The sequence below is a fragment of the uncultured Tenacibaculum sp. genome (assembly GCF_947499065.1).
In the GTDB taxonomy this organism is placed as follows: Bacteria; Bacteroidota; Bacteroidia; order Flavobacteriales; family Flavobacteriaceae; genus Polaribacter.
The window spans coordinates 296,476-322,816 of the sequence record NZ_CANMMT010000003.1; the positions used below are offsets into that span (position 1 = coordinate 296,476).

Sequence of the window (26,341 nt, forward strand, 5' to 3'; positions counted from 1 at the left end):
GTTTTTTTTAAGAATAAAAGACAATTTTTTTAACAAATTATGTTATAAGTAGTTCCTATTTTTTCATATTAAAAATCTATGAATACCTATTTTTAAAATCTTACAAAAATTGGTATCTTCGCAACTCACTTCAATAATAAAAATTTTAAGAAATAAAATGTCAGATATAGCAAAATTACAAATTGGCGAAAATACGTATGAGTTTCCATTAGTTAAAGGAACAGAAAATGAAACTGCAATTGATATTAAAACATTAAGAGGAGCTACTGGAGGGCTTATTACTATAGATCCAGGATATAAAAATACAGGTTCTTGCCAAAGTGCTATTACATTTTTAAATGGAGAAGAAGGAATTTTACGTTATAGAGGTTATGCTATTGAAGATTTAGCTGAAAAAGCTGATTTCTTAGAAGTAGCATATTTATTAATTTTTGGAGAGTTACCAAACAAAGAACAACTAGATAAGTTTCATAACGATATTCGTTCGAAAGCAATTGTTGACGAAGACGTAAAGAAAATTATTGAGGCTTTCCCAAAGAATGCACACCCAATGGGAGTGTTATCATCTTTAACAAGTGCTTTAGTAGCATTTAATCCATCTTCTGTGAATGTTGATTCAGAAGAAGAGATGTATAATGCTATTGTGAAAATTTTAGCTAAATTCCCAGTATTAGTTGCTTGGGCAATGCGTAAAAAACAAGGGTTACCTTTAAATTATGGGTCTTCAAAATTAGGATATGTAGAAAACGTTATGAAAATGATGTTTGAGCAGCCTCATGAAGACTACGAAATCAATCCAATAATTAAAGATGCTTTAGATAAGTTATTAATTTTACATGCAGATCACGAACAAAACTGTTCTACATCTACAGTAAGAATTGTAGGATCATCTCATGCAGGATTATTCGCATCTTTATCAGCAGGAATTTCAGCTTTATGGGGACCTTTACATGGAGGAGCTAACCAAGCTGTATTAGAAATGTTAGAGGCGATTAGACAAGATGGAGGAGATACTAAGAAATACATGGCGAAGGCTAAAGATAAAAACGATCCTTTCCGTTTAATGGGATTCGGACACAGAGTTTATAAAAACTTTGATCCAAGAGCAAAAATTATTAAGGTAGCTGCCGATGAAGTATTAGCTGACTTAGGAATTGAAGATCCAATTTTAGATATCGCTAAATCGTTAGAGCAAGAAGCTTTAAATGACGAATACTTCGTAAAGCGTAAATTATATCCAAATGTAGATTTCTATTCAGGTATTATATACAGAGCAATGGGAATTCCAGTGGAAATGTTTACAGTAATGTTTGCTTTAGGACGTTTACCAGGATGGATTGCTCAATGGAGAGAAATGCGTTTAGGTAAAGAACCAATTGGTAGACCACGTCAGGTTTATACAGGAGAAAACCACAGAGAATTTGTAAAACTTAGTAGAAGATAAAAAAATCGTAAAAGATGTCATTTAAAATTTAGATGACATTTTTTATTAAATATAATTGATGATGAAAGAAATTAAAATTATCAAAAATAGGTCGGATATTGGAGCTGGAACACGTGGGTCTGATATGGGAATTGATGCTGTTGAAATAGCAGCTATTAATAGAAATAGTAATTATTTTGATTCTTACGAATTTGAAGATGTAATTACAGAAAATGAATCAGTTTACAATAAAGAAAATAACTCATTTGCAAAGAGAATAAGCAGTGTATTTAATCAATGTAAAAGATTGAGTAATCATGTAAAAGTAAATTTGCAAGAAGGAAAATTTCCAATTGTAATTTCAGGAGACCACTCATCTGCTTTAGGAACTATTAGTGGAGTAAAATCAGCAAACTCAACCAAAAGAGTAGGAGTAGTTTGGATTGATGCCCATGGAGATTTACATTCACCGTATACCTCTCCTTCAGGAAATATACACGGAATGCCATTATCAGCAGCTATTTCTGATGATAATTTAGATTGTCAAATAAATGATGTAGATAGAGAAACTAGTGAGTTATGGGATAGAATGAAAAATATTGGTACACCTGGGCAAAAAGTTTTACCAGAGGATATTGTATTTTTTGGAGTACGTGACACAGAAGAGCCAGAGGATAAGCAAATGCAGAAGCACGGTATTAAGAACTATATGGTTGCAGAAGTTCGATACCGAGGATTGGAAGTTTGTGTAAAAGAAGCTTTAGAAAAATTATCAGATTGTGATGTAATTTATGTTTCTTTTGATGTTGATGCTATGGATTGTGATATGGTTTCTTATGGAACAGGAACACCAGTTCCAAAAGGTTTCGATCAACATGAGGTAATAGCAATTATAAATCAATTACTAGAAAGTAAAAAAGTAGCTTGTTTAGAGTTTGTTGAAATAAATCCTTTACTTGATTTTAAAGGAAATAAGATGGCTGAAACAGCTTTTGAAGTACTAGAAGAAGTAACAAAAACTATAGAAAAGTTGTAATTACTTGCACACAAATCATAAATAAAACGAGCCTTATAATAAGGCTCGTTTTTTATGTAAAAAATCAAAATTAATTATTACTCGTTAGAGTAATGAATACTAGTAGCTTTTATTTGGAAATCGCTAAAAAAACCTTCAATACTAATTGTACCTTGATGAAAGCCAGGTTCTAAAGAAATAATAACCTTGGCTCTAATTAATTTCGGAGGATTTGGACGAACAGTTATACTACCTTTTGCTTCTGTATTAATTGAAGTATATCCAGTACTTCCATTAAACTTATCAACACTGTCAAAATGAAGATTAGTACTAGAACCTAATCCCCATAGCGTATTAATTTTAATACTGCCTATAGCAATGTTTTCACCAGAAGCATGATCACTAGAAAGTGTTAGTTCCATTGTACCGAATGGACCATTTATAGAATATGGGTTTTGAAAAGCATATTCAGCAATGATACCAATATCTCCATTCGATAATTTTTCTAATTCAGTATTCGAATTAACTGCGCTTTGAATTGTTGTAGACATGATATAATTTTAAAAATTATAAACGAATAATACCAACAACGTGAGGTTTCTTATCTAAAGGTTGATAAATTTCTACGATAGCTTGCCATACTGCCATTGAAGGAGGCATAGAAGCTTCACATTTAAAACGGTAGTTTATTCCAGCAACTACTTGCTTAGAAACTTGTTCTGGAGTATAGTTAACTCCTACTAATCCAGCCATAGCCTCATCAAATACTTTACGATCTTCTGGAGTTAAAGCTGTGTATGGAGACCATCCTCCAACTACTGTTTGGTTTTCTGTTAAAGTTTCAGTTTTCATAATTATATAAAGTTTGTAATTAGGTTATCAAAACTAATCTTAACAAGCTTTGTAGAGGTGGGGTTTTTACCCTTTATATATTGATATTTTCCCTTATTTATTTTAGTTAATTTCTTTTTTTAGAAATAAAAAAATATGAGTATTTTATAAATATATCGTGTTAGTTTTTAATATAATTAACTCAATAAAAAATAATTACTTACATTTGTCAACGTAAGCTTTAGGAGTAGCTAGGTAACTAGTTTGAGAAATATCCTTAGAACCTGATATGGTTAACACCAGCGTAGGAAAAAGTTAGTATCTTAAAATTTAGTGCATGATGTAAGTCAGTACTATGCATTCTTCTATAGTTTACTTTAAATATTGAATATGATTTTAATTAAAGTAAACGAAAATAAACACCAGTTTTCAAATAATTTAACAGTAAAAGAACTAATAGAAAACCTTAAGGTTCAAACTAATGGTATTGCTTTGGCTGTAAATAATAATGTCATAAAAAAAGAAAATTGGACTTCAGAAACACTCCAAAATAACGACGAGGTTTTAATTATAAAATCAACTCAAGGAGGATAAAAAAATAAATAACAACAACTAATTTGATTCATTAAACAGTAGTATGAAGAAAAAAGATACAGCTCCAAGTAAAGGAGTAACAAGACAGCCGTTTCCAAATTCAAAGAAAATTTATGTAGAAGGTAAAATCCATCCACAAATAAAAGTAGCGATGCGAGAAATTGAGTTAAGCGATACCGTAGACTCAATGACTAAAAAAAGAACGCCTAATGAGCCAGTAACAGTTTATGATACTTCTGGACCTTATACAGATCCTAATTGTGAAATAAACATTCATAATGGATTGGAGCGTATTCGTGAGCAGTGGATTTTAGATAGAGGAGATGTTGAGGAATTAGATGAGTTTTCTTCTGAATATTGCAATGAACGTTTGAATAATGAAAAATTAGATCACTTACGATTTAACTTAAAAAACAAACCTAAGAGAGCAAAGAAAGGGCAAAATGTAACGCAATTACATTATGCAAAAAAAGGAATAATTACTCCAGAAATGGAATACATCGCTATTCGAGAAAATCAACGAATAGATGAAATGACTAGATTAACTAAACAACATCCAGGTCAAGATTTTGGAGCTAGTATTCCTTCAAAAATTACTGCTGAGTTTGTACGAGAAGAAGTAGCAAGAGGAAGAGCAGTAATTCCATCAAACATAAATCACCCAGAAGCAGAACCTATGATTTTAGGACGTAATTTCTTGGTGAAAATAAATGCAAATATTGGAAATTCGGCAACAACATCTTCTATAGAAGAAGAAGTAGAAAAAGCCGTTTGGGCTTGTCGTTGGGGAGCAGACAATATTATGGACTTATCTACAGGTAAGAATATTCATGAAACACGTGAATGGATTATTAGAAATTCACCAGTACCAGTTGGAACTGTACCAATTTATCAAGCATTAGAAAAAGTAAACGGAGTTGCTGAGGATTTAACTTGGGAAATATTTAAAGATACTTTAATAGAACAAGCAGAGCAAGGAGTTGATTATTTTACAATTCATGCAGGAGTACGTTTACGCTATGTACCAATGACAGCAAAACGTGTTACAGGAATTGTATCAAGAGGTGGATCAATAATGGCAAAATGGTGTTTAGCACATCATAAAGAGAGCTTTTTATATACTCATTTCGAAGAAATTTGTGAAATAATGAAAGCTTATGATGTAGCTTTTTCATTAGGAGATGGATTACGTCCAGGTTCAATTGCAGATGCGAATGATGAAGCTCAGTTTGCAGAGTTAGAAACTTTAGGAGAGTTAACACAAATAGCTAGAAAACACGAAGTACAGTGTTTTATAGAGGGACCAGGTCACGTTCCAATGCACATGATTAAAGCAAATATGGATAAGCAGCTGGAAGCATGTGATGAAGCGCCATTTTATACATTAGGACCTTTAACAACTGATATTGCTCCAGGTTATGATCATATAACATCAGGTATTGGAGCTGCAATGATTGGTTGGTTTGGATGTGCAATGTTATGCTATGTAACACCAAAAGAACATTTAGGATTACCAAATAAAGATGATGTGCGTACAGGAGTAGTAACTTATAAATTAGCAGCACATGCAGCAGATTTAGCAAAAGGACATCCAGGAGCACAGCATAGAGATGATGCATTAAGTAAAGCTCGATTTGAATTCCGATGGGAAGATCAATTTAATTTAGGGTTAGATCCAGAGTTAGCTAGAGAATACCATGATGAAACATTACCAGCAGAAGGAGCTAAAATTGCACATTTCTGTTCTATGTGTGGACCGAAGTTTTGTTCAATGAAAATATCACAGGAAGTACGCGATTTTGCAGCGGTAAACAAAGTAGAAGGAGATGAAGTGTTTGCAAAAGGTATGCAAGAAAAATCGAAAGAGTTTAAAGATAAGGGTTCCGAAGTATACTTATAATCTTTGTTGAATACGAATGTACAGTTAGCAGTTAATTGTACATTCGTAATTCATAATAAATAAACCAATATCATGATTGTTTTAATAGCACCGGAAATAGATATAGATAAAGAAATAGAAATCTTACATCAATTATTTGAAGAAGGATTAATGTATTATCATTTTAGAAAACCATCTAAAACATATGAGGAGCATGTTAGCTATTTGAAGCAAATTGATAAGAAATATCATGATAGAATTGTAACACATTATTTTCATGAGTTAATTAATGAGTTTGGCTTAAAAGGAATTCATTTTCAGGAACAAAAAAGAATAGACGCTTTAGAGAATGGAAAAGAATATTTTATAGGATTAAACATGATAGGAAAAACAATGAGTAGTTCGTTTCATGAGCCAGAAGAATTAGCAGCTTGCGATATTGAATTTGATTATCATTTATTAAGTCCAGTATTTTCATCAATATCTAAGAAAGGGTATGAAGGAAGAGGTTTTGATGTAAATCATATAGATAAAACTATTATAGGTATGGGAGGAATAAATGCAAGTACAATTGGTAAAACACTCACTTTAGGATTTCAAGGAATAGGAGTTTTAGGAGGAGTATGGAATGCTGAAAATCCAGTAGAGAGTTTTAAGGAAATTAAACGTAGTTACGAAGAGAATACAAAGCAGTAAATTATTCCATCTAAAATTTTAAGATGTCGATTAAAAAAGATACAAAAAACTATATACTCACTATCGCAGGTATAGATCCATCAAGTGGAGCAGGAATAACTTCAGATATTAAAACATTTGAAGCTCATGGTTTGTATGGACTGTCTGTATGTACTGCAGTAACGGCTCAAAATGACATTGATTTTAAAGCTTGTAACTGGATTGAAAAGGAAATGATTTTAGAGCAAATAACATTGCTTTTTAATCGGTTTACTATTCCTGTTGTAAAAATTGGAATTGTTCAATCGTGGGAAATTTTACTCGAAATATTACAAACATTGAAGGGATTAAATCCATCAATAAAAATAATTCTAGATCCTATATTAAAAGCAAGTGCAGGTTTTAAATTTCACACAGAGGAAAACTTAGAAATACTTGAAAACGTATTGAAAGAATGTGAATTTATCACTCCAAATTATGAAGAGATAAAAGCATTATTTCCAGAAAAGACAATAGAGGAAACAATTGACTTTATTTCGGAAAAAACAAATGTTTATTTAAAGGGAGGGCATAGAACAGAAAAAAAAGGATGGGATGAAGTGTATTACAGTAAAATTGTAAAAATGAATATTCCTCCAAACACAGCAGCTGTTTTTCAAAAGCATGGTAGTGGTTGTGTATTATCAGCAGCCTTAGCAGCTAATATAGCAAATGAAAAACCATTGGAAGATGCTTGTAAAGAAGCAAAATGGTATACAGAACAATTTTTAAATTCAAATGAAACTTTACTAGGAGTTCATAATTATAACTAAGATGGTAAGTAAATTACACTATATAACACAAGGAAGCACTCCAGAAGAGCATTTAGAAAATATTCAGAGAGCATGTTCATCGGGAGCAGAGTGGGTTCAACTCCGATTAAAAAAACTAGATCCTAAAACAATTTTAGAAACAGCTAAGAAAGCTAGAGAAATAACAGCGCATTTTCAAACAAGGCTAATTATTAACGATTATTATAAAATAGCGAAAGAAGTAAATGCAGATGGAGTTCATTTAGGAAAGAAAGATACTTGTCCTTTAAAAGCACGTAATTACTTAGGGAAATTCTATACAATTGGAGGAACAGCCAATACTTTAGAGGATTGTAAGAAACTTTTAGAAAAGAAAGTAGACTATATAGGATTAGGACCTTTTAGGTTTACAGAAACTAAAAAGAATTTAAGTCCAGTTTTAGGAACTGTAGGTTATCAAGTATTATTAGAAGAACTAAAAACAGAAACTCCAATCATTGCTATAGGAGGAATTACTATAGAAGATGTGCCAGAGATTATAAATACAGGAGTATATGGTATTGCAGTATCTGGAGAAATAACTAAAGACTTCAATAAAATAGGAGCATTTCATAAAATATTAAAAGCACCGAGCACTAATGAACAGGTGTATAAATTGGGTGATAATAAATAGAAGCTATGAGCACAGAATTAAAAATAGCAGACAAAACTTTCAATTCACGATTATTTACAGGAACAGGAAAGTTTAGTACGTCACAATTAATGAGAGATGCTTTATTAGCATCGGAAAGTGAATTAATAACGGTAGCGTTAAAAAGAGTAGATGTACAAAATGAAGATGACGATATCTTAACACATTTAAATCATTCAAGAATAAATTTATTACCCAATACTTCAGGAGTAAGAACAGCCAAAGAAGCCGTTTTTGCAGCACAATTGTCAAGAGAAGCATTGGAAACAAATTGGGTGAAATTAGAAATACATCCAGATCCAAGATATTTATTACCAGACCCAATAGAAACTCTAAAAGCAGCAGAAGAATTGGTAAAACAAGGTTTTGTAATTATGCCTTATATACATGCTGACCCTGTTTTGTGTAAACGATTAGAAGAAGTAGGAGCACAATGTGTAATGCCATTGGGAGCACCAATAGGGAGTAACAAAGGATTAAAAACCTTAGAGTTCTTAGAAATAATTATAGAACAGTCTAATGTGCCAGTAATAGTGGATGCAGGAATAGGAGCACCATCGCACGCAGCTCATGCAATGGAAATAGGAGCAGATGCAGTATTAGTAAATACAGCTATAGCCGTTTCAGAAAATCCAGTAGCCATGGCAAAAGCATTTAAGATGGCAGTAGAAGCAGGAAGAATGGCGTACGAGGCTAAATTAGCACCTGTAAGGAAACAAGCAGAAGCAAGTAGTCCATTGACAAGTTTTTTAAATTAAGACAGTTTAAAAAGGAGTTAACAAAGTAATTTTTAAGAATTATTGAATTGCAACATATTTCATTAGCGTTTAAGATGAAATAACAAAAAGTGAATTGTGATAGAACAAACTTTTGAAAACATATTCAACCAATATAATTGGGATACTACCCTCCAAAGCATTTTTGAGAAAACAGCAGGAGAGGTGGAACAAGCTTTGTCAAAGGAAAAACTAGATTTGGAAGATTTCAAAGCACTAATTTCCCCAGCAGCAAGGCCTTATTTGGAGCAAATGGCACAAAAAAGCCGTATGCTTACCAAAAAGCGCTTTGGAAATACCATACAAATGTATGCTCCTATGTATTTAAGTAACGAATGCCAAAATATATGTACTTATTGTGGCTTTAGCTTAACTAACAAAATTCCGCGCCGTACCTTAACAGATGCTGAGATATTAAAAGAAGTAGCTTTTTTAAAAGAAAAAGGATACGATCATATATTGTTGGTAACAGGTGAAGCCAATAGAACAGTTGGTGTTGAATACATAAAGAACGCTATAGAGTTAATACGTTCACAGTTTTCAAACATTACTATAGAAGTACAGCCTTTAGATCAAGAAGAATACGAGTTGCTTATAGAGAGTGGTTTATACGCAGTTTTGGTATATCAAGAAACATATCATAGAGATGAATATAAAAAACATCATCCAAAAGGGAGAAAATCAAACTTCGAATATCGATTAGATACTCCAGATCGTTTAGGAAAAGCAGGAATACATAAAATAGGATTGGGAGCTTTGTTTGGATTAGAAGATTGGAGAGCAGATAGTTTTTTTACTGCCTTACATCTTAAATACTTACAGAAAACCTATTGGAAAACTAAGTACTCAATATCGTTTCCGCGTTTACGTCCTCATTCTGGTGGATTAGAACCAAAGGTAGAAATGACTGATGCAGATTTGGTACAGTTAATATGTGCATTTAGGCTATTAGATGAAGATTTAGAACTCTCAATGTCTACCAGAGAAAGTGAAGTATTTAGAAATAATATTGTTAATTTAGGAGCTACTTCTATGAGTGCAGAATCTAAAACCAATCCAGGAGGTTATAGTGTTGAATCACAATCATTAGAGCAGTTTGAAATATCAGACGAAAGAAGCACAGAAGAAATAGTTACCATGCTAAAAGAACAAGGATTAGAAGTAGTTTGGAAGGATTGGGAACAATTTGTATAAGTTATTAAAGGATTATGAATTTTTTAAATAAAATTTTAGAATGGAAAAATAAAATAAAAAGATTATACTCAAATTCTCTTTCACAAAGAGATATAGAGCATGTGGCTCTAAAGTTAGAGGAGGCTACAAAAAAATATAGATTTATATGTGAAAAACTAATAGAAAAGTTTGAGTCTAAGTATAATTTTAGTTTTGAAAATAATGAGCAGTCTTTTTCTTTGATAGAGGATACCCTTAAGAATGATGATTATGAACTATCTAAAGAATGGAGATATCATTTCCATGGAGAAGATGTTCGTTTCTATAATCATAAAACAGAGCAAATTGTTGAGGTTAATTTGAAGTATAATGGTTATTATGGTGTTTTAGATTTTTGGTTCTTTCAAGAATTTTTAAAAACAACAAATGAATTTAAAACTCTAAGTAAACTTTTTTACAATAACACACCAAAATTAGTACAAGTTTTAAATTATTTAAGAGATAAAGAAAAGCTTGAAAAGGTTCATTCAACTTTTTATGAATTAGGAGAGGAAGATAAGTTTATATGGGAAAAGAATAAATAGATGGACTTAACAAAAGAAGAACAAAAACAATACAATCGTCATCTAATTCTAGATAAGATAGGTGTAGAGGGGCAGCTAAAATTAAAACAAGCCAAAGTTTTAGTAATAGGAGCAGGAGGTTTAGGATGTCCAGTGCTACAATACTTAACAGCAGCAGGAGTTGGAACTATTGGAATAATTGACGATGATCTGGTAGATCAAAGTAATTTACAACGTCAAATATTGTATACTATAGACGATATTGGTTTTTCAAAAGCTGAAAGTGCTGCAAAACGATTGTCAAAACTAAATCCATTTATCCAGTTTAATGTTTATAAAGAAAAGTTAACCAGAGATAATGCAATTTCAATGTTTAATGCATATGATGTAATTGTTGATGGAAGTGATAATTTTTCAACAAGATATTTAACCAATGATGCAGCAGTACTAACAAATAAGCCATTGGTTTACGGAGCAATCTTTAAGTTTGAAGGACAAGTAAGTGTATTTAATTATAATGGGAGTGCTACCTATAGATGTTTATATCCTACACCACCAAAACCAGAAGAATCACCAAATTGCTCACAAATAGGAGTACTAGGAGTGTTACCAGGAATTATAGGTGGATTTCAAGCAAATGAAGTAGTAAAAATTATTTGTGGAATTGGAGAAGTATTAGCCAATAAGCTTTTAATGTATAATACTTTAAATATGCGTCAAATGACTTTGAATTTAGAAAAAACATCAAAGTCAAAAGTAACAGCACTAGAAGATGATTATGATTTTTTCTGTGGAATTAAAACAATTGCTAACGAAATAACATTAGCAGAGTTAGAAGAGAATACTGAAAAGTATCATCTTTTAGATGTTAGAGAAGATTGGGAGCGTGAGCAACATCATATTGGTGGACAGCATATTCCACTAGGAGAGTTACAACAACGATTTGAAGAAATAGATATAACAAAAAATGTAGTTGTGTATTGTAAGTCGGGAATAAGAAGTAAAAAGGCAATCACATTTTTAGAAGAACAGATTGAAGAAATCAAGTTTATCAATTTAAAAAATGGACTTGGATAATTAAAACCTACTGTTATCTTTTGTATATGGGCTATCAAATCTTTTCCAATTGGTAGTTTTTAATGGTTTTCCTTCAGTATTAATTAGGGTGAATTTAACCTTATATTTACTTTTTTGATTAAATGTAAATGCTCCTGAACACATTCCATGTCCTATAGAAAGTTTACTATTACGGCTTTTTATATAGTAAGTTGTTTTTGTGTTAGAGCTAATTTCAATCACTTCAGCTTTGTACCAAAAGTCAAATGTTTTCATATTTTTAATTTTGAAAATAGCACTTACTGCAGGTCCACAACCAAAATGTGTGACATTTGATCTGATAAAAGAGATATCAAGATTATTGTATTTTTCAGAGGTTTTTACATTCTTTTTAGTTGTTTCCCAGTAAACTTTTTCTATTTTTTTGCTCTCTCTATTATATTGTGTCATTTCTTTTCCTTCTTTTTCAGTTTGGTTAGAATATTTTAAAAAGTAGATTGAATTAGGTTCTAACTGTTTTGAAGGTTTAAAGATAGCCTGGGTCAAACTCATTTGACCTTTTAATATTTTCTGAAGATTTAGTTCAATTAATTCTCCATTTTTAGTTTCCAAATATATTTTTCGATGTTTAAAACCATTAATAGTTTTCTGACTCATAGCATAGCCTTCAATTATAAACATAGGGTTTAAACCTATTTGTTTTTGTTTAGGGAAAAATTCCATTCCACTACTAGCACAAAGAAAACAATTAGCATAAATTGAATTAATGCCAAAGATTAAGAGTAAAGTAAGTATAGTCTTTTTCATAATTTTAGTTTTATAATTTAAAGCAAATATCATTCCTAAAATTATAATTAAAAATTCCCCTAAGTATAAACTCAGGGGAATTTTTATATACTAACTATTAATTTACTGTATTAAAATTCTAAATCAACAACTAAGTCAAATTCATCATAAATAGCTTTGTCTTTTAATCCATCAAAGAAACTAGTTGAACCATATTTCACATTGTATTTAGATCTATCTATTTTTAAAGAAGCATTTGCTTTATTTCCATAAACAGAAAGTACAAAATCTACTTTTTTAGTAATGCCTTTAATAGTTAAATCACCAGTAACTTTATATGAATTCTTTCCTGTAGATTTTACTTTTTTGAAAACTAAAGTTGCAGTTGGGTTTTTCTTAACTCCAAAGAAATCATCAGACTTTAAATGACCTTCTAACTTATTTTTATATTCACCATTTAAATCAGTACAAGCAATACTTGTCATATCTATAGTGAATTCACCACCAGTTAATTTATTGTTGTTAAAACTTAAAGAACCCGTTTTTAAAGCAATAGTTCCTTCATGTGAACCAGTAACTTTATATCCTTTCCAAACAACTTTACTGTTTTTAATTTTAATATCTTTTTTAGTGTCTTTTATAGTAGTAAAAGAAAATGTAAGAAAAGCTAATAATGTTATGGCTCCGATATTTTTAATTGTATTCTTCATTTTTATTGTTTTTAAGCGTTGTAATAAAATTTTTCTTTAATTATTTTTCCATCTTTCCAGTCTTGAACGGCAACTTGTGTAAAGTTTTTAATCCCCCAATCTTTATGAGTATAATCAAAATGCCATTCGACCATCGTTGTATTTTCTCCAATAGCAACTTTTAACGGTTGTGCAGCTCTAAATTCTGTAATAGCAGCAAAAAACTCTTCTTCACGCTGTCTGTTAGCAGATTTTCCTTCAATAATTGGGTCGTTATTTTCTTGCATTACAACATCATCATGATAAAATTGATCAAAAGCTTCTAAGGCTTTACCTTGAAGAATCATATCATTAACAGTGCTGATTTTTTCTAATAAAGTATTCATCTTTTTTGTTTAAATATTATGGTACAAATATCTAAAGCATAAAAAAGACTAAAAATGAAGTAGATTATGAAATGATGTTAAACTAGATTAACTTTTATTGGTTTTGAATAATTTGACTTTTAATTTTACTTAAAAACTCTTTAGTAATGCCTAAGTAAGAAGCTATCATATATTGAGGAACTCGTTGTTCTATTTTAGGATATGTTTCTTTAAAAATTAAATAACGTTCTTTAGCAGAAAGACTAAAGTTTCTAATAATTCTTTTTTGAGAAGCAACAAAAGCACGTTCTACTATTTTTCTAAATACGCGTTCTAACTTTGGAATTTCAGCATATAAATATTCAAGGTTTTCAAAAGTAAATTGAATAAGCTGAGTAGCTTCAATACATTGAACATTAAAATCAGAAGGAGTTTGTGTTATAAAACTCCCTAAATCTGAAGCCCACCAATCTTCAATAGAAAACATTACAACATGCTCTTGCCCCTCTTGATTTGTATAAAAGGTTTTGGTACATCCAGAAACTATAAAGTTAACCGTTTTACACACATCGCCTTGCTGAGCTATATATTGATCTTTTAAATAGTTTCTGAATGTAATTTTAGCATTAAGAATATCTTCTTCCTCTGCTGTTAAGGAAGTATGTTTATTAATATAATCTAATAAAGGTTTAGTGCTCATTTTAAGACTTTTTCTTAATAATCAAAGATATTTTATTGTTTATAATTTTTTAGTCTTTTCTAAAACTTTTAATATTCTAAGTTTATTATTGAGAATTACACTTATTTAATCAACGTGTTTTTATCAATAATTGTTTTATTTGTTAACTTCTGACCGTTCATAAATGATGTTACGGTTGAGGTAAAAGCTGTAGGTGCAAATAAAGCAATAAAATGCGGAGCATCTTTTACACCAATAAATGTTATATCATTGTTCTTGGCCATTTTTTCATAGTGACGAAGTGCTCCATTGTAATGCGTCTTTGGATCTAATGTTCCATGTATGATTAATGTTGGAGGCATGTTTTTAGGGACTTTAGCAAAGTAGTTATCACGTTGATAAGTAGGCATAGAATTCTCAGCAATTAGTTTAGGCAATGGACTAGTAAATAATAAGCCTTTCGATTCTTCAGTAACGTCACTTTTTTTAGTTTCTGGTTTTAAATTATTTTCAGAACCCGTAATAACTTGAGTTAAAGGTATAGAATTAGATGAGGTTTTGTATTTAGCTCCATAATCTGTATAAAACTTTGTAATACCAGCAATAGCATTATTTAATGGTTCTACATTGTTGTTTGCTAATGCTTTTATAATCGTAGGAATTTTATTTCTAACTTCAGGAATATCTAACATCATCCCTAAAATTATAGATAAATCTTGTTTAGGTAATTTTTTCGCAAAGTGGCTATTGTTTTGAGTTTTCTTAAGAATGTTTTGTAACTGATCGTTTAATGAAACAGTATTGTTTGGTTCTCGTTTGTTGTATAAATCTAAAACTGCACGACCAACATTATTCGTTACAAATGATCTTTGACTTAAATCATAGTCAGTATCATCTTGTAAAGGAACTAGTGAATCGAGAATAACACCGTCAATCTTAACTGAGTTTAATTGAAGTAAACGTAATACTAATTGAGTTCCATAAGAAACTCCATATACATAACGTTTCCCTTTTCCACTTAATTGATTTATTAAAACACTCAAATCATTAGCAGCATTGGTAATAGAAAAAGCTTGTGTGTATGATTTGTTACTAAACATTTGTCCAAAACAAGGTCCCCATTCATTATTAGCTAAAGCGATACCGTTTGGAGAATCAACACTTTCTTGTTTAGGACATATTTTACTCGATAATCCAGTACCTCTATGATCTGGAACAAAAATATCTAAATGGGGGAATAGTTTTGAAAACTGGTTGATTAAAGGATAAAAACTAGCACCAGATTCACCAGGTCCTCCAGCAATAAGCCAAATAGAACCTTTCCTCTTTTTAAGTGAAGGAAATTTTCTAACAAATATATCTAAGGTTTGATTCTTATTTGATTGGTAGTTCAGAGGTGTTTTTACTGTGGTACATAAAGAAGATTTGAATTCTGGAAACTCTTCTTGATCAGAACATTTTGAAAATTGAGCATTACTGTTTAATACGAATAGAAAGACGGTAACGAGTAGTAGGTAGTGGTGTTTAAACATTAAAATTGAATTGTTTTAGGTTAGGTTTTTAAGATTACTTTTTATAGTTTTTCTAAAATCATAATAGTAATATAAGAAGTAACATTTTTAATTTGATTTTGAGGTTTATTCATAAGCTTTTCTATATAGACAACAAAAGTTGATAAATGGTTACGATTTTGATAAGGAATTAAAAATACTTTAAAATATATATTAGTTATAATAAAGAGGGTATTCCCTTACTATTATTATGGTTTTTTCTTAATTGTTGTAATGCTAATTATCTATGTTTGAATAATTAAAAATATATTATTATGAAAAAACAAATTTTAGATTTAGGTAAAGCACTAAACAAAAAAGATCAACAAGAAATTAAAGGAGGAAGAATGTTTTTTAGTTGTGCAGATTTTTGTAGAACCAGTTGGAGAGAAGGAGATAGAGCTTATTACATTCAAAGTCAATTAGAACTTTATGGATTAGATTGGTCTCATTGTGTTTGTTAATCGAGAGACCACATTACTAATAATCTAGATAAGATTATGTTATGTAAAGATGACCATCAATGTTTTAGAATATTGATGGTCATGTTTTTTATTTTGAATGTATTATTTGTTTAAAATCCTTAAATAGTTTATCCATGGACCAACTTCTTCTGTATATTGTTTAGCCATAACTCTAGATATTTGAGCAATGTGTCCCAAGTCGTGAACAGCCCAAGTAGAAATTAATTGTTTGAGTGTTACTTGACCAAACTCGGGATGAATTCCTGTAAGATTATAATATTCAGTTGTAATATTTAAAGCTGTTAATTCTTTTAGATTACTTTTTCTTATTGTTTTGAATTCTTTTATTAATTCTTGAATTGGTTTGTTTTGATCTTCTTTAAGTTGAGCGAAACGATCGAAAGGTTCAAAGAGCTTATTTTCAGATTTGCTTAAAATTGTTTTGATTCTAACAATCCAATCTGTTTTCTCTCCAAATATTAAATGTCCAACAATATCATAAGGGCTCCAAGTATTTTCTCCCTCATTATTTACAATCCATTCTTTAGATAAACCATTTAATAAGCTTTCCAAAACTAGAGGAGTTTTTTCTAAAATTTCTATTGATTTGTTTAATTCAAAGTTCATTTTAGTATTGTTTATTTTATGTGGTTTTAAAATAAAGATAAAAATGTTAGAATGATAAATATTGGATAGCCAATAATAGAAATATAAAATTGATAGTTCTTTTTTTCTTTATTTACTATGCTTAGAATTGTTAGAACAATACCAGCCAATAAAATCAAGTTTCCGATAATAGATAAAGTTCCTATATTTTGATTAAATCTTGAAGAATCGTGAAGTCCAATAGCAAAGTTAAAAACCAAATATGCTACAACAATATTTATTATAATTAAATATAATAATAGTTTGAATGACCATTTTTTATAATTTGTTGGTTTAGCTGTTCTAGGTTTCATTTGTTGATATGTGTATTTTATTTTGCTTTTTTTACTAATAAGTAAATTATAAAAATAGGAGCTATCATTGGAACAATTCCCCAAGTCTTTTTTGCAATAATCCAAGCAATGAATCCAGTAACAATGATGCCTGCTAAAAAACCAATTAGTAAAGCATTAATTAATTTTGAGCTCTGTTTTTGATTAGTAATTTCTTTATCAGCTAATTCTGAGTTTTTGTTTTCTTGTGTCAAAATATGTAGTAAGTTTTTTTAGTTTCAATTGTTTTTAAATTGTAAATGATAAATATGTAATGCTTTTATATATAGATTATATTAGTTCCTTTTCAAGATTGCTATTGCAATGAAGTTTCCTCTAAAGACTACATGTAAGGAGTCTCCTTTAAATTCGTCATTCACTTTTGTTAATTTACTGTTTAGCTCGCTTTCAAACTTGGGGTATTCCAATTCCCATAAGTCGTCTCTAATAAATTCAAAAAAGTTTTCTCTAAACGAAATTGAAGTTACTTTTCCGTTTGTTTCTGCAATACTCCAAACTTGTTCATTAACACTTTCATATTCGTTATAGGCATTTTTTCTGATAATATTTCTAGAAAGCAAGTCAGCTATATCATCACCTAAGTTTATATCAAAAGAATTCTCTTTTATATCCCATTTCCATCTTGATTTAATTATTTGTGTCATATATGAATGTATTGGAATAGATTTAATCTAGAGATAACCTAAATAATACTGAAATAATTATTTTTTTAGATTGCAATATACTTTGATTAAATAAAAAAGGATTATTGGAATAATTGTTTATTTGTTCAGTATTTTTTGAATATTTCTTTGAACTTGTTTTTCTGTATTCATTAATTCTAATACCATAATTTTTAGTACCACTTTTTCTTCTTTAGTTGTTTTAGTCATATTAGAATAGATGAAATCAATAAGTTTATTTCGTTTGTATTTTAAGAGACTTTTTCCTTCTTCTATTTCTGTTAATATAGCTAATTTCTCATAGCTTATTAACTCTATTTTTGAGTTAGATAAGGCATTCCAGTAATTAAGTTTAATAAGTGGACCATTAACACCTCCTCCTTTACTAATAACTTGAAGTAAAGGAATTGTGTTATTTTTTGAGTAAAATTCAAGAGTGTCTACTAATTTTTTTTGAGAAGGTCTTTTTTTAATCATCTCCTTATTAGTATCACTAAGCTCTTTTTTCAAGGAAGAATAGAAGTTATCAATGTATTTTTTGTCCTTTCTTTCTTCGTTCCAATTATTAATCCATAAAGCGACTAATACTCCAAAAAAAACAGGGATTATTTCTTTTACAAATCTTTTAAAATACTTTTTCATTTATTATGTTCTAGTTAGTTTTTTGATTAATTGATTCAGAGTCAATTCGAATAAATTTTTAGTTGAATATGTAATTCAGCATTTAGAAGTTCAAACAATGAAAATTTCTCACTTCCATTAAATTCAATTCGTTATTTTATTCGATTATATTTTTTCATTATTTCAATCAGCTTATTGTGTGGTAGAGCATAAACTTTATTTCCATTAATTCCTTCCTTTGTTTCAGCAGAAGCCATAGCATTTATTATTGCTTCTTCAACAGCTTGAATTGTAGCTTCAAATATATCATTCATTCAGTCATTAGAAACTATCTCTACGGTAGTTTTTTATTTCTCACATCCCAACAGTTTCGTAGATATAACTAATTCCAGTTTTAGGATTTCTCATATATCTTGAGCGTTCAAACTCATCCGATTGGTCTTTTGCATAAATCAGAAAATCACGGTCTGATTTAAACCATTCTGGTAATTCAGTCCAACGTGTCCAGTCGTTTCCGATTGTGTCAATTTCAAGTCCGTTGTATTCAACAAATTCCTCAAACCATTTTTCGTCCGATTTAAATTTGAGGAATAGCTCGTATTCGAGTGAAAAATGAGGTGATTGATAATATTCTCCTTTTATCAATTCAATTTCATTCGGGACTTCACTTCCAGACCAATATTTATATGCTTTTTCCGCATTCTTTGTTTCAATTGGCAAACAGCTAACCAAAAGAAAAACAATTCCGATTAATGTAATTTTCTTTATCAATTTCGGTTTTTTTCAATTTAGCACTAAGACGAAGCATTTTATTTGTTTTAATTTTTTCTTGTTCAAAAGTCAAATCTTTTTGATTTGAAGACTTTCTAAAAATACATTAAACTTCTGATTAAACACTAAGCCCCGTATTAATTATAAGCATTGTTAGCAAATGGTTTTATCCCCATTTTTTCTCTAAAGTTTCAAAATCTCTGTCAAATAATAAATTAAAGGCTTCAATTCCGTCATTCATATTTTGTTCAGGAATTATGCTATGCCAGTTTTTGTCAAGATATTCTATAGTTTTAAACCACTTTTTCTTTTTCCGTAATATTGGTCGCTTGTAGCAAATATAAAATTCATAATTATCTATTTCTCCGACTATTGAAAAATCGATTCCAATTCCTTCTTTATTTTCTAATGTAATTGAAGGTGAGCATTTTATTTCTTTTTCGATAGCTACTAATTGTTTTTGTAGAAACTCAATCCAAGGAAATCTGTCAAATATTTCTTTGAAATCCTCTTTTTTAATTTCTCCAGATTCAATTGGTTCAGTTTTTAATGGATGATTGAGATAATATTTCATTTTCAATTTTAGCTAACGGTCTCGTATAACCATCCGTTACGGGTTTTAAGTTAGGGTTTTCGGTTAAGCACCATGTTTAGCAATTTCGAGTGGATTCATACGCAGTTGAAACCGCCGTAATTACGTTTATACATTGTTTTGCAATGTATTTTATTCATCAATTATTGATTTCGGATATTGTTCATTTATTGATTTTTGTACTTCAGTTGTTTTTATTCCGCTATTCAGGTTAAAGACGAGGAAAATGAGACTTAATGATATGGCAAAGATTGTTTTCAGGACTGCAGCTTTAAATTGAAGGTAACGGTTTGGCTAAGCTGCGTTTTAATGCAGTTTAAGTGTTGTTAGTAAATCGTTTTTAAAATCTTCCTTGGTCGTAAATCTCGAATTCAAAAGTGTCATTTAATTTATAGTTATAGACTTTTTGAAGAATTTCTAATGTAACTAGTTTAGCTTCTTGTTGATTCGTTCCAAAATTAATTGAATAACAAGGTATTCCATTAGCATCATAATATTTAAATTTCTCAAAAACATCAAGGTTTTTAAACTTCTCTAATTCATTTTTTTCATGATTATTGAAAGGCAAATTGAGTGAAAAATTAAAAATCCTATCAGAATTTTTAATTTCGTTCATAGATTTTCCTAAACTCATTGGAATTAATATTCCATGAATTAATTGAATAACGACAACATTATCTTTAGCTACATTAATTAAAAAAGCGTGATTATTTCTTTCAAATTTTTTAGAGGTCAATTCTATAGTTTTTCTCAGACCAATATCTAACTTTTCCATTGTTTGAGCTTTTCCTCCGACACTTATTCCTAATAGAGTTAAAAATGAGAGTAATATTTTTTTCATAAATCTTGTTATAAATGTTTGTAACGTATTCGTGTATAATTCATTGCGTGTTTAGTCAACTAAATTAGTAAATACAAACCGAACAGAAAATCCGGTAGGATTTTCGTAAGTAGGCGAGTACTAGCAATGAATTATACACGGTGTTGGCAAATCGTTTTTATTTTTTTCGTTTATCAATTTGTTCCAAAATCAGTTTTTCCAATTCCGAGAAATTTATTTTCAATGAGTTAGATATAATTGATAATGGCGAACCATAAATTCTATTATTCGCTTTCATTGCTTTTTTTGAGATTATGTTCTTGGAACGTTCAATGTATTTTTCTGGTTCAGAAGTCAGTATAACAATTACTTTTGCTGAACCTGTTCCCCAAGATTTTACTCCAGTTATATCTTTCCATTCTATAAGTCCAACACTTGTTGCGTTCGAGTTGTCAATAATTCCGTCATCATTTATAGTCAAACCTGCTTTTCCGCTAAAGACTTTTCTAGCAATAAAAACGAAACAAAGTCCAAAGAATAAAACTCCAGCTAATCCGCTTATAAAAACAATGTTTTTCGGATAACCAATAGAAGCAAATCTTTCAGGTTCCAAAACTCCCCAAGCTCCACCAATAACAAATGCTAATGCTCCAAGCATAAATAATATGATTTTCGTTTTGCTTAATGGTATCTTAATTTCAGTCATTTGCGGTAGTTTGGTAAATGTGTTACAACGGTCTCGTATAACCGTCAGTTAAGGGTTTATATGTGTTAATTTTCGGTTTGTAACAGACATTAGCAATTTCGAGAGGATTCGAACGTAGTCGAATTCACCGTAATTGTGGTTATACATTGTTGTGCAATGTATTTTATTCATCAATTATTGATTTCGGATATTGTTCATTTATTAATTTCTGTTCTTCATTAGTCAAATCTGCATACTTTTTTCCGAACTTTTTGTTAGATAAATTATCTCTAACTAAATTAATTGCAAACTGTATTTCGTTTTGAACAGTAACATAGTCTGAATATATAGTTTCTTTATCTGTTTTGATTGAAATTACAGATTTAGATTCATTGTTTTTATAGTATTTAACTATTTTAGATTTCAAACTTTTAAGTTTAATTTCCGTATTATTTACAAATATTTTATTCTCTTTATTCAAGTATATTTTAAAGGCGTTTTTTAAATTGGAATTCTTTTTAGGTAACCCCTTAATTATTCCGCCATATGGACGCAACATATCGAATAACAAAAATGCTTTCATTTTGTAAAAGTCAAGTTCAAAATCTTTTTCGGATAAAATATTTGAAAATTCTGTAGCTAATAATTCTATTCTTAAATTTACAGCATTTTTGATGGTATTCTCTAATGAGTTTTGAAATTTCAAAAACTTTTTAAAATCATATTTTGTAGAATCTGATAATACTGTTTGAAAGCAAGTGTTTGATATAGAATTTTGATTTTTTTCAATCCCGTTTAGCATTTCTCCGAATGAATAATAAGGTTTTTCTTTAGGTTCTATACCATTGGATATTTGGCTTATTGTTTTTAAATAACTTTCTCCTGAATTATCTGAAATAATTTTTGCTTTTATCAAGTTGGATTCATAATCGGTTATTAATTCTTTTAGCTGCTTTCCTCCATCAACAAAACTTTGGTTATTACAATCCATTAATTTGTTTTCAACTCTTTCGGTTTGAATGCCACAAGAGTAGAACAATGAAATAGATAAAAAGGTAATTACTAATGTTAGTTTCATATGTTGTAAAATCTCCCGGCTATGATTTCTATGGTTGAAAATCATAGAAATCAAGCTGTATTAAAGTTAGTTATTTTGTTTTAGTTTGTTCATAACAAGGAATTATAGCCATTGTTATAAGCCGTTTTTTATTTCGTTATTGTTGCAAATTTATCAACATTATTCTCGATTAAATAAGCAACTTGTTTGTATAGTTTTTTCTTAAATTTTTTGTTGTAATAATATTCCTCAATCTTTTCGGTCGATTTTAATTCTTTATATCCATCTGCAAACGAATTCCATCTTTTTTTCCAATCTCTGGATTCATCATTAAAATTTGCTTTTAGTTCGCTAATTTTTGAAGATTTTCCAGTTAATTCTTTCAATACGTTTTCGTAGTCAGTTTCCAATTCCGTTATTTTTAATTCTTCCCAAGTTTCTGCAACAGCCACAATAAATTCAGGTCGGTTGAAAATAAATTGATAAACTCCGCCATTGTCAGTATTTCCATTAAATGATAAAAATGCCCAGAATATTTTTTGTTCACGAGTTAATTTGTTCCATAATTCATTGTAGTCTTCAATTCCACTTTTTGCAACTGTTTCGTCAAATAATTTATACATATATTCCCACATTCTGTTGTCGTATTCATCAAATTCGTTCCAATCATATTTGGTTTTTGTTGAATCAAGCCACGTTTGAGGAATTTCTATTGAGATAAGTAATTGATTTTGGTTTCCGTCATTTAATGAATAGAAAGTGGTTGGTTTTGTGTTTTCAGATGTAGATTCTGTCGTATTTTGTTTCTTTTTGTTTAGGTAAACAAACAAAAGTCCGATTACTATAATTATTCCGATTATTATTTTCATTGGCGTTTTCTCAAATGGCTTACAATTAATTTTATACGGTGTTGCCTATAGTTATTTGCTCTTTTTATATAATTTTTTCAATTCAGATTTGAGGCTTGAATACTTAAAATATTCTGGTTTAGTCATTATAGAATTTTGATATATTTCTAAAGTTCCTTTCCTGCCATTAATATCTGATTCAGCATTCATATGGGCTAAAATAATTTCATAAAGAAGTCCCACATGTCTTTCATTGAACATTTCTTTTTTTCTATGTCCAATCCATTCAAAATCTTCGTATTGGAAATCTGAATAATAAAAATATTCTTTACCATTGAATTTAGGCATTCTTGAGGCAAACTCAATTAACTTTTTATTATTCTTTATCATCTGAAGTACTTTAAACCTTGTACCGAGAGCATCCATTAAATTTAAATAGACAATAGCTTTTTCAGTATTAGATTTTAATCCATAACTGTCAAGTTCAATATTGTATTTACTTAAGTCAGTTTTATTGAAAATTCTTGCAACAGCGCCATACAGTCTGAAATAATAATTATCCAAAAGCCATCTTTCATCTATTTTTTTATTGAGAAACTCTTTGGCTACTTCGATACTAATTCTCGGTTTATTTTCCTTATCTCTCAAATTGTAATGAATTTCTCTTATTACATACCACATTACTAAATCATCATAACTCGGTCTGTTCAAATATTTTTTGTCTAAAATCTTAATACTCTGTTTAGATTGGGTTTGAAGTACATCTATTATGTTATTTAGCTTTTCGGTTCTAAATTTCTCTAAATCCTCAATAGCAGACTTTTTTGTTAGCATTACATTTTTAGAGTAGTATTCTCCAATCTCAACTAGTTTATTTAAATCAGAATCACTTATTTCAATTTGGGGATATGTATAAATTGATGTGAAGATTAATAAAATCAGACAGTATATTTTTTTCATAGATAGATGTTTCTCTTAATTATAGGTAACAGTTTGTGTATGAAACGTAGCATGTAAAAAGACATTGACTTTTCGGATTAACACAGAACCGGATTTTTATATTTTGTTTTTAATTTATCAATTTTTTTAAAGCCAAATTAAAAATTAGGCAGGCTTTCTAAATATATATATATATTTATATAAACCTTTCGGTTAAGTACTTATAGCTATGTTTTATACACTGTATTACTACCATTTTTTTTATTCTGTTATTACTTCGTCCTTCGGTTTTTTGTTCAATTTCCATAACCAATATAATCCACCAAGTGGTATTCCGAAAGACCAAACTGAACTTAAATACCCCATATATGAAAAGCTAATTCCAAATAGTATTTGAAAACTTAATAAATTAAAAGAAAGCCCATAAACTGCACTATAAGTTATTGCTGGAACATTTAGGAAAATCACAGCAATATATTTCAGCCATTTTCTCTTTAGATTACTTTTCTTAATTTTTCTAATTATCCAAATGTTAAAAATCGGAACGCAAATTGCTAAAATCCCAAATAACCAGAACAAAGTCATATTCGGAGTTTTCTCTTTTATGTTAAGTGTTTTGATGTATAATATTTTATTTGAATCATCATCAAAAGTAATTTCGAAGACTCCAAATTCTGTGTCATTTGAAAATTCGATTTGTGCTAAAGTGGTGTTTGGTGCCGTACTTTTTCCTGCTACAGTCGATAAAGTTTTTTTAGCTGTCATAAACTTAAAGTCTAACTCTTTTCCAAAATTCTTTACTATTATATTTTGAAAATTTCTTAAACCTATTTTTAACGTATCTATATTCGTATTTTTAAAGGCTTTGTTTTCTATTGCCATAAAGTTCATACTTTTTTCATAATCTTCTTCTATTAGAGCTTTTACAAATTCCTTAGTAGTGTCTTTGTAGGTAAATGCGTTATTAATAAAATCACAGCTTATAAAAAGTGATACAGTTAGTGTTAGAAGTAAAATCTTAGTAGGTTTGTTCATTTTTTCAAATTGTAGGTAACGGTCGCGTATAACCGTCAGTTACGGGTTAATATGCGCTAATTTTCGGTTTGGTATAGGCGTTGGCAATATCGAGTGGATTCAGACGCAGTCGAATCCGGAGTAATTACGGTTATACATTGTTGTGCAACGTTTTTATTTTTCCCATTTCAGTTTCTTTGTGAATATAGTGCATTGGATACCTACCAAATTCCCATTTTCCGTTCTCAAATCTGAAAGAAATATATCCATTTATTTTTGGTCGAGGATTATTTTTCAATTCAATAAACTTATATTTCTCTTCTATTCTAATCAAATCTTTTTCTTGAGGTTTATATTCAAAATCAAAGCAATTATCTGAATTTAAAGCTTTGTCAATATTATCAATTGTAAGTTCTTTATTGATTTTGTTTTTTGGATAAATCATCATTCCCATAACACTACGCTCACTTACTTTTTCATGAAAAGAAAAGAGAGTCCATTTGAAATAGGTATCAGTATATGATTCATCTTCATTTAATATTGCCATTAGTGAATCACTTTTCTTTGATTCATATAATTTTACAACTTCATCAGCGAAATCAGTATTAATTATCTCTTTTTTCGAGCATGTACAAAAATGTATTTTTAAATCTTCTTTACACATTTTTTATCAGGTTGTTAGGTGACTTGTTTATATGCAGAACTTTCAATAAAATAAGTTCCATTTATCTTTTTCAATTTTTATGATACGCAATATAAAGAAAGAGAATATTATAACTCCTCAAAAGTTTTTTTAATTCATAACAACTTAAAATACTAGAATATTTTAGTAATTATAGTGTATATGAAAATTGCTCACTCTCTTGAGTGAGCAATTTTCATGAGCTATGGGTAGTAATTTTATTCTAAAATGAAATAGAATTATCATTGGACTATAAAAATATTCCCTTTTGGACTATTATAGATTTTTTATCACTTTCAACTTCTTTGTGGGGGTAATCTCCTCCGATAATTTCTCCAAAAATTGTGAGTTGATTTAAGCTTTCAATCTTTTTTTAATAAAACCAAATATTTTTAAGCTTTGGTTTTATTTCTTCTAGAACTAATTCATTATTATAGAATTTTTCATCTTTCGCAATCAGGTTAGTTCTTTTTGCAGAAAAAAAGTCTTTCTCATTGGTTGTCCAATAATTGAGGTTGGCTTCATGAACTTTTTCCTGTACAACAAATTCATCATCCCAAAATCCATGATCTTTAATTCGATCTAAAAACTCATCACGATATGTGTTTTCTATGGATGTATATTTTTTAAACATTCGTTTTTTCTACTTACA

At 29.6% G+C, this 26,341-nt stretch carries 35 protein-coding genes and 1 riboswitch; of the genes, 12 read left to right on the top strand and 23 right to left on the bottom strand.

All coding sequences use genetic code 11. The features are described 5' to 3' along the window. Positions 1 to 157: 157 nt before the first annotated feature. Positions 158 to 1,444 (top strand): citrate synthase, encoded by a 1,287-nt coding sequence (locus tag Q0958_RS08985; protein WP_299122175.1) that lies wholly within the window; start codon positions 158 to 160, stop codon positions 1,442 to 1,444. Between the two features lie 61 nt (positions 1,445 to 1,505). After that, entirely contained in the window at positions 1,506 to 2,459 is a 954-nt protein-coding gene (locus Q0958_RS08990; RefSeq protein WP_299122177.1) for an arginase, read from the top strand. Between the two features lie 77 nt (positions 2,460 to 2,536). On the opposite strand, the gene Q0958_RS08995 is transcribed toward Q0958_RS08990, so the two are convergent. Together Q0958_RS08995 and Q0958_RS09000 are read right to left on the bottom strand one after the other, a co-directional pair. Beyond that, complete coding sequence (locus tag Q0958_RS08995; protein ID WP_299122179.1) at positions 2,537 to 2,989, bottom strand: hypothetical protein; 453 nt, start codon at positions 2,987 to 2,989, stop codon at positions 2,537 to 2,539. A gap of 16 nt (positions 2,990 to 3,005) precedes the next feature. Further along, on the bottom strand, positions 3,006 to 3,290 hold the full coding sequence (locus Q0958_RS09000) for a hypothetical protein (RefSeq protein WP_299122181.1): 285 nt from the start codon (positions 3,288 to 3,290) through the stop codon (positions 3,006 to 3,008). Between the two features lie 212 nt (positions 3,291 to 3,502). After that, a riboswitch (TPP riboswitch) is annotated at positions 3,503 to 3,597 on the top strand. Between the two features lie 62 nt (positions 3,598 to 3,659). Between Q0958_RS09000 and thiS the strand changes: the two genes are divergently transcribed. From thiS to moeB, 9 genes are all read left to right on the top strand, one after another. Then, on the top strand, positions 3,660 to 3,863 hold the full coding sequence (gene thiS, locus Q0958_RS09005) for a sulfur carrier protein ThiS (RefSeq protein ID WP_150900282.1): 204 nt from the start codon (positions 3,660 to 3,662) through the stop codon (positions 3,861 to 3,863). 43 nt (positions 3,864 to 3,906) lie between these two features. After that, on the top strand, positions 3,907 to 5,763 hold the full coding sequence (gene thiC / locus Q0958_RS09010; protein WP_299122182.1) for a phosphomethylpyrimidine synthase ThiC: 1,857 nt from the start codon (positions 3,907 to 3,909) through the stop codon (positions 5,761 to 5,763). 72 nt (positions 5,764 to 5,835) lie between these two features. After that, entirely contained in the window at positions 5,836 to 6,438 is a 603-nt protein-coding gene (locus Q0958_RS09015) for a thiamine phosphate synthase (RefSeq protein WP_299122183.1), read from the top strand. 23 nt (positions 6,439 to 6,461) lie between these two features. Continuing rightward, positions 6,462 to 7,229, top strand: coding sequence for a hydroxymethylpyrimidine/phosphomethylpyrimidine kinase (locus tag Q0958_RS09020; RefSeq protein WP_299122184.1), 768 nt, complete (start codon positions 6,462 to 6,464; stop codon positions 7,227 to 7,229). Between the two features lies 1 nt (position 7,230). Next, positions 7,231 to 7,881, top strand: coding sequence for a thiamine phosphate synthase (thiE, locus tag Q0958_RS09025; RefSeq protein WP_299122185.1), 651 nt, complete (start codon positions 7,231 to 7,233; stop codon positions 7,879 to 7,881). A 5-nt stretch (positions 7,882 to 7,886) separates the two neighbouring features. Further along, the gene (locus tag Q0958_RS09030) at positions 7,887 to 8,657 is read left to right on the top strand and encodes a thiazole synthase (RefSeq protein ID WP_299122186.1); all 771 of its coding nucleotides are present in this window, start codon (positions 7,887 to 7,889) and stop codon (positions 8,655 to 8,657) included. A 99-nt stretch (positions 8,658 to 8,756) separates the two neighbouring features. Continuing rightward, on the top strand, positions 8,757 to 9,869 hold the full coding sequence (gene thiH, locus Q0958_RS09035) for a 2-iminoacetate synthase ThiH (RefSeq protein ID WP_299122393.1): 1,113 nt from the start codon (positions 8,757 to 8,759) through the stop codon (positions 9,867 to 9,869). Positions 9,870 to 9,883: 14 nt separating this feature from the next. Next, the gene (locus Q0958_RS09040) at positions 9,884 to 10,432 is read left to right on the top strand and encodes a hypothetical protein (protein ID WP_299122187.1); all 549 of its coding nucleotides are present in this window, start codon (positions 9,884 to 9,886) and stop codon (positions 10,430 to 10,432) included. Then, positions 10,433 to 11,488, top strand: a complete 1,056-nt coding sequence (moeB, locus tag Q0958_RS09045; protein ID WP_299122188.1) for a molybdopterin-synthase adenylyltransferase MoeB — start codon at positions 10,433 to 10,435, stop codon at positions 11,486 to 11,488. On the opposite strand, the gene Q0958_RS09050 is transcribed toward moeB, so the two are convergent. From Q0958_RS09050 to Q0958_RS09070, 5 genes are all read right to left on the bottom strand, one after another. Next, positions 11,489 to 12,274 carry a hypothetical protein gene (locus Q0958_RS09050; RefSeq protein ID WP_299122189.1) on the bottom strand — a complete coding sequence of 262 codons (786 nt, stop codon included), beginning with the start codon at positions 12,272 to 12,274 and terminating at the stop codon, positions 11,489 to 11,491. 110 nt (positions 12,275 to 12,384) lie between these two features. Then, positions 12,385 to 12,963, bottom strand: coding sequence for a YceI family protein (locus tag Q0958_RS09055; RefSeq protein ID WP_299122190.1), 579 nt, complete (start codon positions 12,961 to 12,963; stop codon positions 12,385 to 12,387). A gap of 11 nt (positions 12,964 to 12,974) precedes the next feature. Next, positions 12,975 to 13,328, bottom strand: coding sequence for a nuclear transport factor 2 family protein (locus tag Q0958_RS09060; RefSeq protein ID WP_299122191.1), 354 nt, complete (start codon positions 13,326 to 13,328; stop codon positions 12,975 to 12,977). Between the two features lie 94 nt (positions 13,329 to 13,422). After that, positions 13,423 to 14,007 (bottom strand): Crp/Fnr family transcriptional regulator, encoded by a 585-nt coding sequence (locus tag Q0958_RS09065; RefSeq protein ID WP_299122192.1) that lies wholly within the window; start codon positions 14,005 to 14,007, stop codon positions 13,423 to 13,425. A 101-nt stretch (positions 14,008 to 14,108) separates the two neighbouring features. Continuing rightward, a complete protein-coding gene (locus Q0958_RS09070) occupies positions 14,109 to 15,518 on the bottom strand; it encodes an alpha/beta hydrolase (RefSeq protein ID WP_299122193.1) in 1,410 nt (469 codons plus the stop codon). Between the two features lie 293 nt (positions 15,519 to 15,811). Between Q0958_RS09070 and Q0958_RS09075 the strand changes: the two genes are divergently transcribed. Continuing rightward, a complete protein-coding gene (locus tag Q0958_RS09075) occupies positions 15,812 to 16,000 on the top strand; it encodes a hypothetical protein (protein ID WP_299122194.1) in 189 nt (62 codons plus the stop codon). 102 nt (positions 16,001 to 16,102) lie between these two features. Here the strand turns inward: Q0958_RS09075 and Q0958_RS09080 are convergent, their stop codons facing one another. The 16 genes from Q0958_RS09080 to Q0958_RS09155 all read right to left on the bottom strand — a co-directional run bounded on the left by Q0958_RS09080 (position 16,103) and on the right by Q0958_RS09155 (position 26,323). Continuing rightward, positions 16,103 to 16,627 (bottom strand): DinB family protein, encoded by a 525-nt coding sequence (locus Q0958_RS09080; RefSeq protein ID WP_299122195.1) that lies wholly within the window; start codon positions 16,625 to 16,627, stop codon positions 16,103 to 16,105. A 26-nt stretch (positions 16,628 to 16,653) separates the two neighbouring features. Continuing rightward, the gene (locus Q0958_RS09085) at positions 16,654 to 16,959 is read right to left on the bottom strand and encodes a hypothetical protein (RefSeq protein WP_299122196.1); all 306 of its coding nucleotides are present in this window, start codon (positions 16,957 to 16,959) and stop codon (positions 16,654 to 16,656) included. A gap of 17 nt (positions 16,960 to 16,976) precedes the next feature. After that, positions 16,977 to 17,192, bottom strand: coding sequence for a hypothetical protein (locus Q0958_RS09090; protein ID WP_299122197.1), 216 nt, complete (start codon positions 17,190 to 17,192; stop codon positions 16,977 to 16,979). 81 nt (positions 17,193 to 17,273) lie between these two features. Continuing rightward, positions 17,274 to 17,642 carry a hypothetical protein gene (locus Q0958_RS09095; protein WP_299122198.1) on the bottom strand — a complete coding sequence of 123 codons (369 nt, stop codon included), beginning with the start codon at positions 17,640 to 17,642 and terminating at the stop codon, positions 17,274 to 17,276. Positions 17,643 to 17,759: 117 nt separating this feature from the next. Continuing rightward, positions 17,760 to 18,302 carry a hypothetical protein gene (locus tag Q0958_RS09100; protein ID WP_299122199.1) on the bottom strand — a complete coding sequence of 181 codons (543 nt, stop codon included), beginning with the start codon at positions 18,300 to 18,302 and terminating at the stop codon, positions 17,760 to 17,762. Positions 18,303 to 18,433: 131 nt separating this feature from the next. Further along, positions 18,434 to 18,595, bottom strand: a complete 162-nt coding sequence (locus Q0958_RS09105) for a P1 family peptidase (RefSeq protein ID WP_299122201.1) — start codon at positions 18,593 to 18,595, stop codon at positions 18,434 to 18,436. Between the two features lie 40 nt (positions 18,596 to 18,635). Beyond that, positions 18,636 to 19,052: a hypothetical protein gene (locus Q0958_RS09110; RefSeq protein ID WP_299122203.1), complete on the bottom strand. Its 417-nt coding sequence runs from the start codon at positions 19,050 to 19,052 to the stop codon at positions 18,636 to 18,638. A gap of 166 nt (positions 19,053 to 19,218) precedes the next feature. Next, positions 19,219 to 19,626, bottom strand: a complete 408-nt coding sequence (locus Q0958_RS09115; RefSeq protein ID WP_299122205.1) for a hypothetical protein — start codon at positions 19,624 to 19,626, stop codon at positions 19,219 to 19,221. 358 nt (positions 19,627 to 19,984) lie between these two features. Beyond that, positions 19,985 to 20,485 carry a hypothetical protein gene (locus Q0958_RS09120; RefSeq protein WP_299122207.1) on the bottom strand — a complete coding sequence of 167 codons (501 nt, stop codon included), beginning with the start codon at positions 20,483 to 20,485 and terminating at the stop codon, positions 19,985 to 19,987. Between the two features lie 157 nt (positions 20,486 to 20,642). After that, a complete protein-coding gene (locus Q0958_RS09125; protein WP_299122209.1) occupies positions 20,643 to 21,170 on the bottom strand; it encodes an STM3941 family protein in 528 nt (175 codons plus the stop codon). 163 nt (positions 21,171 to 21,333) lie between these two features. Further along, entirely contained in the window at positions 21,334 to 22,227 is an 894-nt protein-coding gene (locus Q0958_RS09130; RefSeq protein ID WP_299122211.1) for a biopolymer transporter ExbD, read from the bottom strand. 128 nt (positions 22,228 to 22,355) lie between these two features. Beyond that, positions 22,356 to 23,075 (bottom strand): DUF4375 domain-containing protein, encoded by a 720-nt coding sequence (locus Q0958_RS09135; protein ID WP_299122212.1) that lies wholly within the window; start codon positions 23,073 to 23,075, stop codon positions 22,356 to 22,358. Positions 23,076 to 23,126: 51 nt separating this feature from the next. Then, complete coding sequence (locus Q0958_RS09140) at positions 23,127 to 24,014, bottom strand: hypothetical protein (RefSeq protein ID WP_299122214.1); 888 nt, start codon at positions 24,012 to 24,014, stop codon at positions 23,127 to 23,129. 240 nt (positions 24,015 to 24,254) lie between these two features. Continuing rightward, entirely contained in the window at positions 24,255 to 25,028 is a 774-nt protein-coding gene (locus Q0958_RS09145) for a hypothetical protein (RefSeq protein WP_299122216.1), read from the bottom strand. Positions 25,029 to 25,158: 130 nt separating this feature from the next. Then, positions 25,159 to 25,671 carry a hypothetical protein gene (locus Q0958_RS09150; protein ID WP_299122218.1) on the bottom strand — a complete coding sequence of 171 codons (513 nt, stop codon included), beginning with the start codon at positions 25,669 to 25,671 and terminating at the stop codon, positions 25,159 to 25,161. Positions 25,672 to 26,062: 391 nt separating this feature from the next. Further along, positions 26,063 to 26,323 carry a hypothetical protein gene (locus tag Q0958_RS09155; protein ID WP_299122220.1) on the bottom strand — a complete coding sequence of 87 codons (261 nt, stop codon included), beginning with the start codon at positions 26,321 to 26,323 and terminating at the stop codon, positions 26,063 to 26,065. Positions 26,324 to 26,341 lie beyond the last annotated feature (18 nt).

Bases quoted from the DNA above. Each gene is read 5' to 3' on its own strand.
- Q0958_RS08985 (WP_299122175.1), top strand. From the start codon at position 158: ATGTCAGATATAGCAAAATTACAAATTGGCGAAAATACGTATGAGTTT.
- Q0958_RS08990 (WP_299122177.1), top strand. From the start codon at position 1,506: ATGAAAGAAATTAAAATTATCAAAAATAGGTCGGATATTGGAGCTGGA.
- Q0958_RS08995 (WP_299122179.1), bottom strand. From the start codon at position 2,989: ATGTCTACAACAATTCAAAGCGCAGTTAATTCGAATACTGAATTAGAA.
- Q0958_RS09000 (WP_299122181.1), bottom strand. From the start codon at position 3,290: ATGAAAACTGAAACTTTAACAGAAAACCAAACAGTAGTTGGAGGATGG.
- thiS (WP_150900282.1), top strand. From the start codon at position 3,660: ATGATTTTAATTAAAGTAAACGAAAATAAACACCAGTTTTCAAATAAT.
- thiC (WP_299122182.1), top strand. From the start codon at position 3,907: ATGAAGAAAAAAGATACAGCTCCAAGTAAAGGAGTAACAAGACAGCCG.
- Q0958_RS09015 (WP_299122183.1), top strand. From the start codon at position 5,836: ATGATTGTTTTAATAGCACCGGAAATAGATATAGATAAAGAAATAGAA.
- Q0958_RS09020 (WP_299122184.1), top strand. From the start codon at position 6,462: ATGTCGATTAAAAAAGATACAAAAAACTATATACTCACTATCGCAGGT.
- thiE (WP_299122185.1), top strand. From the start codon at position 7,231: ATGGTAAGTAAATTACACTATATAACACAAGGAAGCACTCCAGAAGAG.
- Q0958_RS09030 (WP_299122186.1), top strand. From the start codon at position 7,887: ATGAGCACAGAATTAAAAATAGCAGACAAAACTTTCAATTCACGATTA.
- Q0958_RS09040 (WP_299122187.1), top strand. From the start codon at position 9,884: ATGAATTTTTTAAATAAAATTTTAGAATGGAAAAATAAAATAAAAAGA.
- moeB (WP_299122188.1), top strand. From the start codon at position 10,433: ATGGACTTAACAAAAGAAGAACAAAAACAATACAATCGTCATCTAATT.
- Q0958_RS09050 (WP_299122189.1), bottom strand. From the start codon at position 12,274: ATGAAAAAGACTATACTTACTTTACTCTTAATCTTTGGCATTAATTCA.
- Q0958_RS09055 (WP_299122190.1), bottom strand. From the start codon at position 12,963: ATGAAGAATACAATTAAAAATATCGGAGCCATAACATTATTAGCTTTT.
- Q0958_RS09060 (WP_299122191.1), bottom strand. From the start codon at position 13,328: ATGAATACTTTATTAGAAAAAATCAGCACTGTTAATGATATGATTCTT.
- Q0958_RS09065 (WP_299122192.1), bottom strand. From the start codon at position 14,007: ATGAGCACTAAACCTTTATTAGATTATATTAATAAACATACTTCCTTA.
- Q0958_RS09070 (WP_299122193.1), bottom strand. From the start codon at position 15,518: ATGTTTAAACACCACTACCTACTACTCGTTACCGTCTTTCTATTCGTA.
- Q0958_RS09075 (WP_299122194.1), top strand. From the start codon at position 15,812: ATGAAAAAACAAATTTTAGATTTAGGTAAAGCACTAAACAAAAAAGAT.
- Q0958_RS09080 (WP_299122195.1), bottom strand. From the start codon at position 16,627: ATGAACTTTGAATTAAACAAATCAATAGAAATTTTAGAAAAAACTCCT.
- Q0958_RS09085 (WP_299122196.1), bottom strand. From the start codon at position 16,959: ATGAAACCTAGAACAGCTAAACCAACAAATTATAAAAAATGGTCATTC.
- Q0958_RS09095 (WP_299122198.1), bottom strand. From the start codon at position 17,642: ATGACACAAATAATTAAATCAAGATGGAAATGGGATATAAAAGAGAAT.
- Q0958_RS09100 (WP_299122199.1), bottom strand. From the start codon at position 18,302: ATGAAAAAGTATTTTAAAAGATTTGTAAAAGAAATAATCCCTGTTTTT.
- Q0958_RS09105 (WP_299122201.1), bottom strand. From the start codon at position 18,595: ATGAATGATATATTTGAAGCTACAATTCAAGCTGTTGAAGAAGCAATA.
- Q0958_RS09115 (WP_299122205.1), bottom strand. From the start codon at position 19,626: ATGAAATATTATCTCAATCATCCATTAAAAACTGAACCAATTGAATCT.
- Q0958_RS09120 (WP_299122207.1), bottom strand. From the start codon at position 20,485: ATGAAAAAAATATTACTCTCATTTTTAACTCTATTAGGAATAAGTGTC.
- Q0958_RS09125 (WP_299122209.1), bottom strand. From the start codon at position 21,170: ATGACTGAAATTAAGATACCATTAAGCAAAACGAAAATCATATTATTT.
- Q0958_RS09130 (WP_299122211.1), bottom strand. From the start codon at position 22,227: ATGAAACTAACATTAGTAATTACCTTTTTATCTATTTCATTGTTCTAC.
- Q0958_RS09135 (WP_299122212.1), bottom strand. From the start codon at position 23,075: ATGAAAATAATAATCGGAATAATTATAGTAATCGGACTTTTGTTTGTT.
- Q0958_RS09140 (WP_299122214.1), bottom strand. From the start codon at position 24,014: ATGAAAAAAATATACTGTCTGATTTTATTAATCTTCACATCAATTTAT.
- Q0958_RS09145 (WP_299122216.1), bottom strand. From the start codon at position 25,028: ATGAACAAACCTACTAAGATTTTACTTCTAACACTAACTGTATCACTT.
- Q0958_RS09150 (WP_299122218.1), bottom strand. From the start codon at position 25,671: ATGTGTAAAGAAGATTTAAAAATACATTTTTGTACATGCTCGAAAAAA.
- Q0958_RS09155 (WP_299122220.1), bottom strand. From the start codon at position 26,323: ATGTTTAAAAAATATACATCCATAGAAAACACATATCGTGATGAGTTT.